The organism is Methylibium sp. (genome assembly GCF_013817345.1).
Taxonomy (GTDB): Bacteria; Pseudomonadota; Gammaproteobacteria; order Burkholderiales; family Burkholderiaceae_C; genus Methylibium.
Genome location: NZ_JACDCW010000140.1, coordinates 1 through 7,264 on the forward strand (window position 1 = coordinate 1; position 7,264 = coordinate 7,264).

The 7,264-nt window shown below is 66.4% G+C and carries 6 protein-coding genes; all 6 read right to left on the bottom strand.

The features are described from left to right. On the bottom strand, positions 1–205 hold a 205-nt coding region (locus H0W40_RS18185), incomplete at its 3' end, for a ubiquinol-cytochrome c reductase iron-sulfur subunit N-terminal domain-containing protein (protein WP_292449099.1). A 180-nt stretch (positions 206–385) separates the two neighbouring features. Beyond that, positions 386–1,843: a TrkH family potassium uptake protein gene (locus tag H0W40_RS18190; protein WP_292449101.1), complete on the bottom strand. Its 1,458-nt coding sequence runs from the start codon at positions 1,841–1,843 to the stop codon at positions 386–388. Continuing rightward, positions 1,844–3,247 carry a Trk system potassium transporter TrkA gene (gene trkA / locus H0W40_RS18195; protein WP_292449103.1) on the bottom strand — a complete coding sequence of 468 codons (1,404 nt, stop codon included), beginning with the start codon at positions 3,245–3,247 and terminating at the stop codon, positions 1,844–1,846. Positions 3,248–3,377: 130 nt separating this feature from the next. Next, entirely contained in the window at positions 3,378–3,851 is a 474-nt protein-coding gene (locus H0W40_RS18200) for a MaoC family dehydratase (RefSeq protein ID WP_292449105.1), read from the bottom strand. After that, positions 3,848–5,038 (bottom strand): acetyl-CoA C-acyltransferase, encoded by a 1,191-nt coding sequence (locus H0W40_RS18205; protein ID WP_292449107.1) that lies wholly within the window; start codon positions 5,036–5,038, stop codon positions 3,848–3,850. Before H0W40_RS18205 ends, H0W40_RS18200 begins: the two co-directional genes overlap by 4 nt. An 81-nt stretch (positions 5,039–5,119) precedes the next feature. After that, the gene (gene aceK, locus H0W40_RS18210) at positions 5,120–6,970 is read right to left on the bottom strand and encodes a bifunctional isocitrate dehydrogenase kinase/phosphatase (protein WP_292449109.1); all 1,851 of its coding nucleotides are present in this window, start codon (positions 6,968–6,970) and stop codon (positions 5,120–5,122) included. Between the last annotated feature and the right edge of the window lie 294 nt (positions 6,971–7,264).

Here is a 7,264-nt window from a genome sequence, read left to right on the forward strand (position 1 = left end):
CGCCGGCCATGTCGTTGACCTTCTTGGCGAAGTCGAGCGCGTACTCGTGGAAGATGTCCTTCGACGGCCAGGTGCTCTGGAAACGCAGCGACGTGGTCTGCGCGACCGACACCATCGGCGCGGCCATCGCCGCAGCACCGACAGCTCCGGCTGACGCAGTTTTCAGGAAGCGGCGGCGTTGCGAGGGGGTCTTCTTCAGGGTCATTCGTTTCTCCTGGGGGGTTGGTACGCGCTGTGTGACTCCTGCGTGGCAGGACAACGTTTCAGCATCTGGAACAACAGTGATCCTACTTATGCCGGGCTCAAAGCGCGCCGGCATTTACCCGAATGGGTTTTCTGCAGAGCCCTGCCTCTCGCATGGGACGGCGGCCTTGGAGGCGGCTCTTCAGCCGCGCCAGAACTGGCGGGTGAAGAGAACCAAGACCGCCAGCAACTCGAGCCGGCCCAGCATCATGCCGAAGGTGCAAACCCAGGTCTGGAAATCCGAGAAGCTGCCGTAGTTATGGACCGGCCCGATATTTCCCAGGCCCGGCCCGATGTTGTTGACGCAGGCCACCACGGCCGTGAAGGCGGTCACCACGTCCAGGCCGCTGAACAGCAGCAGCATGGTCAAGGTGACGAGGGTGGCGCCGTAGATCATCATGAAGGCCAACACGCTGTGGATGACTTTGGGGTTGACCACCGCCCGGCCGATCAGCACCGGGTTGACGACGTTCGGGTGCACGATGCGCACCAACTCGCGCCGGGCCTGCTTGAGCAGCACCAGCAGCCGGATCATCTTGATGCCACCTCCCGTGGAGCCTGCACAGGTGGCGAAACAGCCCAGCAGCAACATCAGAAACGGCGCGAACAGCGGCCACTGTGCGTAGTCGGCCGAGGCGTAGCCGGTGGTGGTGGCGATCGAGACGACGTGAAAGACGCTGTAGCGCAGCGCCTGCGGGTAACTCTCGTAGGTCCCGTTAACGGTGAGGTAGACGGAAATCAGAAGCACCGCGCCGATCACGACCGCGTAAAAGGAGCGCACCTCGACGTCGCACCACAGGATGCGCAGCGAACCCTGGCGCCACGCGAGGAAATACAGCGCGAAGCTCACCCCTGAGAGCAGCATGAAGACGACCGCCACCGCCTCGATGGCTGGCGAGTCCCAATACCCGTAGCTCAGGTCGTGCGACGAAAAGCCGCCCAAGCCCATGGTGGTGCACATGTGCATGAAGGCGTCGGCCCAGTTCATTCCGGCCAGCCGGTACGCGAAGAAGCACAGCACGGCGAATACGAAATAGATCACCCACAGGCCCCGCGCCGTCTCGGCGATGCGGGGCGTGAGCTTCTGGTCTTTCATCGGCCCCGGCATCTCGGTCTTGAAGAGCTGCGTGCCGCCCACGCCCAGCAGCGGCAGGATGGCCACCGCCAGCACGATGATGCCCAGGCCGCCGACGAGCTGCAGGAAGCAGCGCCAGACATTGACCGACAGCGGCAGCGCGTCGAGCCCGCTGAGCGCCGTGGCCCCGGTGGCGGTGAAGCTCGACATCGCCTCAAAGTAGGCGTCGGTGACCGACAGGCTCGGCATGGCCAGCAACAAGGGCAGCGCACCGAAGGCCGGCAGCAGCAGCCAGGTCAGGGTGACCAGCACGAAGCCGTCGCGCGCCTGCAGCTCGCGGCGGAAGCGCCGCGCCAGGACCACCATGGCCGCGCCGGCGGCCAGGGTCAGCACCGTGGCGGTCATGAAGGCCCCCTTGGCGGCATCGTCTCCGATCACCGCGAAAGCCAGCGGCACCAGCATGAGCAGCGCGAACAGCAGCACGAAGCGGCCGACCAGCGCGACGACGGCAAGCGGGCTCAGCATCTAGAAGAACGTTGCGCTGACCTGCAGCAGCTTCTCGACCTGGCGCACCATGCGCTTCCTCGGCAGGAACACGACGATGTGGTCGTCGGCCTCGATCACGGTGTCGTGGTGCGGGACGATGACTTGCGCGTCCTTACCCTCGCCGCGCACCACCACGCCGATCTGCGCCCCAGCGGGCATGGCGATCTCCTCGATGCGCCGGCCGACCACTTTGGAGCTCTTGCGGTCGCCCCGCACCACTGCCTCCAGCGCCTCCGCTGCGCCCCGGCGCAGGCTGTGCACCACTTCGACGTCGCCGCGGCGCACGTGCGCGAGCAGCTCGCCGATCACCGTCTGTGCCGGCGACAGCGCAATGTCGATCTGGGAGCCCTGCACCAGATCGGCGTAAGCGCGCCGGTTGATCAGCGCCAGCACGCGGCGCGCACCCATGCGCTTGGCCATCAGGCAGGCCATGATGTTGTCCTCGTCGTCGTTGGTCAGCGCGAGAAAGAGATCGGTGTCCTGCACGTTCTCGTTTTCCAGCAGCTCCTCGTCGGTGGTGTCGCCGTTGAGCACCAGCGCGTCGCTGGGTAGCTGCGTACTCAGGTATTCGCAGCGCACGGCACTGGCCTCGACGATCTTGACCTGATAGTTGCCCGCGATCTGGCGTGCCAGCCGCAGGCCGACGCGGCCGCCCCCGGCGATCATCACTTTCCTGACGGGCTGGTCGCGGTGCCGCAAGGCGTCCAGCACGCGGCGGATGTCCTCGGTGGAGGCAAGCACGAACACCTCGTCGCCGGGTTCGATGCGCGTCCTGCCCTCGCAGATGACCTGGCGGTCATGGCCCTGCCCGTCACTGCGGTAGATGGCCACGAAGCGCATCGCCACCTCCGGTACCAGTTTCGGCAGCTCCGAGATGATGTGGCCCACCAACGGCCCGCCGGCAACCGCGCGCACCGCGATCAGGCTGACCCGGCCTTCGGCGAACTCAAGCACCTGCAGCGCCTCGGGGTATTCGATCAGCTTCCTGATGTAGGTCGTGAGCGAGACCTCGGGCTGGATCACGTAATCGACCGCGAAGCCCTGCTTGCCCATCAGCTCGCTGCCGTCGGGGAACTCGGGCGAGCGCACGCGGGCGATGGTGGTGGCGATGCTGAACACGTCGTGGGCGATCTTGCAGGCAACCAGGTTGGTTTCGTCCAGGGGCGCGCAGGCGATCAGCATGTCGGCGTCTTCCGCGCCGGCGTCGCGCAGCACCGAGGGCTGGATGCCGTTGCCGGTGACGCCGCGCAGGTCGAGCCGGTCCTGAAGCGCGCGCAAGCGCTGCGGATCGAGATCGACGACGGTGATGTCGTTTCGTTCCGAGACCAGGCTCTCGGCCACGCTCTCGCCGACCCGGCCGGCGCCGAGGATGATGATGTTCATGCCGGCATGTTCACACGAGGGCGCCGCCGCGGGCGTCTTGCAGCCCCCTCGCTCGGGCGAGCGACGAAGCGGTCGTTGGGTGGCGCCGAGGCCGGGCCGGTGCGGCGGGATGCAGCGAGAACCGGCGCTTTCACGAGGCGGACTTCACCAGCAGCGTGGCCCGCGCCACCAGCGCCGGACGCGCGCGGGCCGTCGCGCCGCCGCCGTCGAGCACGAGCACGTGCCCGCCGAGCTTGGCGTTCCAGGCCACCTCCACAACGCGCCATTGCAGGCGAACCTCCTCGTTGGCGAAGATGGCACCGCGAAAGGCGAAATTGACGTGCAGCAACAGCACCTCGGCCGGGCGCGGTTCGGTGTCTTGCGTGAAGTGCGTGACCAGCAGGCCGAGCAGCATCGAGCTGGTGTGCTGGCCGCTGGCGATGACCTCGCCGAAGCGAGAGCGCTGCGCCAGCGCGTCGTCGGTGTGCAGCGGGTTGGTGTCGCGGCAGGCAGCGGCAAAGGCGACGATGTCTTCGCGGCTGTAGCGGTCGGTGCGCTCTATCGTGTGGCCGGGCTTGGCCGGCAGAGTCGGCTGCGGGCGCTCCGGCGTCGAAGCACGGCTCACAGCATTTCCACGGCCAGCGCCGTCGCTTCGCCACCGCCGATGCACAGCGCCGCCACGCCGCGCCTGGCGCCTTGCTTGCGCAGCGCGCCGAGCAGGGTGACGACGATGCGCGCGCCGCTCGCGCCGATCGGGTGGCCGAGCGCGCAGGCGCCGCCGTGAATGTTGACGCGCTCGTGCGGCAGCCTGAACTCGGTCATCGCCGCCATCGTCACCGCGGCGAAGGCTTCGTTGATCTCCCATAGATCGACCTCGGCGGCGCTCCAGCCGGTCTTCTTCAAGACCTTGTCGATCGCACCGACCGGCGCCGTGGTGAACCATTCGGGCGCCTGCGCATGCACGCTGTGCGCCTGGATGCGGGCGAGGGGCGTAACGCCGCGCTGGCGGGCGGTCGATTCGCGCATCAGCACCAGCGCCGCGGCGCCATCGGAGATGCTCGAAGACGTGGCGGCGGTGATCGCGCCGTCCTTCGCGAATGCGGCCTTCAGGCTGGGGATCTTGTCGAGCCGGGCCTTGAAGGGCTGCTCGTCACGGGCGATCTTCACCTCGCCCGTCTTGCCGGAAAGCGTGACCGGTGCCATCTCCCAGTCGAAGCTGCCATCGCTGTTGGCCTGGATCGCGCGCTCGGTCGAGGCGATCGCGAAGGCGTCCATCGCCTCGCGCGTGAAGCCGTACTTGCCGACACACTGCTCGGCGAAGACACCCATCGCCTTGCCGCGCTGGTAGGCATCTTCAAGGCCGTCGATGGCCATGTGGTCGTAGAGCGCGGCAGCGCCGTACTTGATGCCCTTGCGTGCGAAGGTGAGGTGCGGCGCATTGGTCATGCTCTCCATGCCGCCGGCGACGATCACCGAGGCCGAGCCGGCCACCAGCATGTCGTGGCCGAACATCATGGCGCGCATGCCCGAGCCGCACATCTTGGACAGCGTGACCGCGCCCGCGGAATCGGGCAGGCCGGCCTTGCGCATCGCCTGGCGCGCAGGCGCCTGGCCCTGGCCGGCCATCAGGCAGTTGCCGAACAGCACTTCATCGACCGCGTCGCCGGGCACGCCCGCACGCTCGACCGCGGCGCGGATCGCGACGGCGCCGAGCTCCCACGCCGCGAGCGTCGAGAAGTCGCCGAGCAGGCCACCGATCGGCGTGCGGGCGGCGGAAACGATGACGATGGGGTCCGGGTGGGACGAGGACATCACAGCTCCTATGTGTAAGGAAAGAGAAGCGGAAAGAAAAACGAAGTCTGAGACAGAAGACAAGCTGCCCGCAGCCGCGGATCAGATTGGGTTGCGATCAAGCTCCGGGTGCCCTGCCGCAGCGGCCGGCGGCAGCCCGTCACCGGCCTGGAAGCTGCTGAACGGAGAGTCGCCGCGACGGCGGAAACGCTTGTTGCGCGCATAGGGAAAAACGTCGTGCACGTGGCCGGCCAGGATGCGGTCCTTGTGGCTTTGCCAGAAGGCCGCATCGAGCAAATCGGCGTGGTGCCGCATGAACACCTCTCGCACGGCGGGGTTGCCGAGCAGGAAGGGCTCGAAGGTTTCCGGAAACACGTCCTTCGCACCGACCGAATACCAGACCTCGCCCGACATCTCCTCTTCCTCGTTGCGCGGCTCGGGCACCTTGCGAAAGTTGCAGTCGGAGAGGTATTCGATCTCGTCGTAGTCGTAGAACACGACTTTGCCGTTGCGGGTGATGCCGAAGTTCTTCCAGAGCATGTCGCCCGGAAAGATGTTGGCCGAGACCAGGTCCTTGATGGCATTGCCGTACTCGACGACGGCATGGGAGAGCTGCTCCGGCGAGGCTTCCTGCAGGAAGATGTTCAGCGGGATCATGCGCCGTTCGATGTAGACGTGGTGGATCACCAGGCTGTCGCCCTCCTCGACGAGCAGGCTGGGGCAGAAGTGCTTCAACTCGGCGATCAGTTCCTCGTCGAAGCGCTGGCGCGGAAAGGCCACGTCGCTGTATTCCAGCGTGTCGGCCATGCGGCCCACGCGGTCGTGGCTCTTGACCAGCAAATACTTCCCCTTGATCTGGTCGCGCGTGGTTTCCTTCTGCGGCGGATAGAAGTCCTTGATGACCTTGAAGACGAACGGAAAGCTCGGCAGGTCGAACACCAGCATCACCATGCCCTTGATGCCGGGCGCGATGCGGAAGTTGTCGGACGAATGGCGCAGGTGATAGAGGAAGTCGCGGTAGAAGACGTTCTTGCCCTGCTTGGCCAGACCGAGCGCGTTGTAAAGCTCCCAGCGCGGCTTTCTCGGCATGAGGCTGCGCAGGAAATGCACGTAGGCCGAAGGAATTTCCATCTCGACCATGAAGTAAGCCCGCGCGAAGCTGAACAGCAAGAGCAGGTCGTCCTCGCCGAACAGCGCCGCGTCGATGACGAGTTGCCCGCGCGCGTTGTGCAGGATGGGCAGCGCGAAGCCGGTCTCGTGAAAGCCGTTGATGTACTTGCCAACGAGGTAGGCGCCCTTGTTGCGGAAGAACAGGCTGGACAGCACCTGGATCTGGAAGTTGGCGCGCAGCTTTACTTCGCCGAGCTGGTTCTGCAGTGCCGCCAGCACGAACTCGACGTCGCGGCCCAGGTCTTCGAACTCGCGGTCGAGCCGGTAGTTGTCGACGATGCGCAGCAGCGTCTCGCGCAGGTTCTCGCGGCTCGGGTAATAGGCGCGGTGGGTCGGCTGCGCCGTCGGCTCGTCGTTCTCGATGTACTCGGTGCTGACCGCGGGGCGCACGAAGATGAACTCGTTGCGGAAGTAGCTGCGGTGCAGGATGCGGGTGGTGACCGAGTTGAAGAAAGTCTCCGCCAGCTCGGGCTGGTGGTGATCGATCAGCAGGCCGATGTAGTAGAGCTTGACCTGCTGCCAGGTTTCGCGCGAGAGCATGCTCACCTGGAATTCGGTCTCGAGCCGCTCGGCAGCCTCGCCGACCCGCGCGTCGTAGAACTCGATGCGCATCGCCTGCGCGCGCTGCTGCCCATGCCAGTCGGCCGCCTCGAAACGCTGCTTGGCTTCGGCGCTGGTCTGGCGAAAGAGCGTGTAGTGGCGGTCGAAGCCCTGGATCAGCGCCTGCGCGATGTCGAGCGCGCGCGGGTCGTTCAGGATCTGCAGCGAGGGAGCGCGCTCCATCTCAGTGGCTCCACCGCGCGTCACGCGACCCTCGGCGCATGGGACGCAGACCAGGGCGAAAGTTTGCAACCGGCCCGTTGCGGACGTTAGACGCGCGTTGCTGTCGGTTTGCGGGGGTTGTGTGTGAGCAAAGCCGCGGACGGGCGGCGGGCTCCGCTTCAGTGCGGCGGTCGGCCCGGCGGGCCGACTTCGCTGCGCTGCTCGGGCTCGTGGCCGCCGCCCGCCCGCGGCTTTGCTCAGGCAGCGCTCGTTCTCTATTAAGGAAAGAGAACGGAGTCACGCAGGCATCGAGCC

Excerpts from the sequence above, each read along its gene's own strand:
- aceK (WP_292449109.1), bottom strand. The coding sequence starts at position 6,970 with ATGGAGCGCGCTCCCTCGCTGCAGATCCTGAACGACCCGCGCGCGCTC.
- trkA (WP_292449103.1), bottom strand. The coding sequence starts at position 3,247 with ATGAACATCATCATCCTCGGCGCCGGCCGGGTCGGCGAGAGCGTGGCC.
- H0W40_RS18190 (WP_292449101.1), bottom strand. The coding sequence starts at position 1,843 with ATGCTGAGCCCGCTTGCCGTCGTCGCGCTGGTCGGCCGCTTCGTGCTG.
- H0W40_RS18205 (WP_292449107.1), bottom strand. The coding sequence starts at position 5,038 with ATGTCCTCGTCCCACCCGGACCCCATCGTCATCGTTTCCGCCGCCCGC.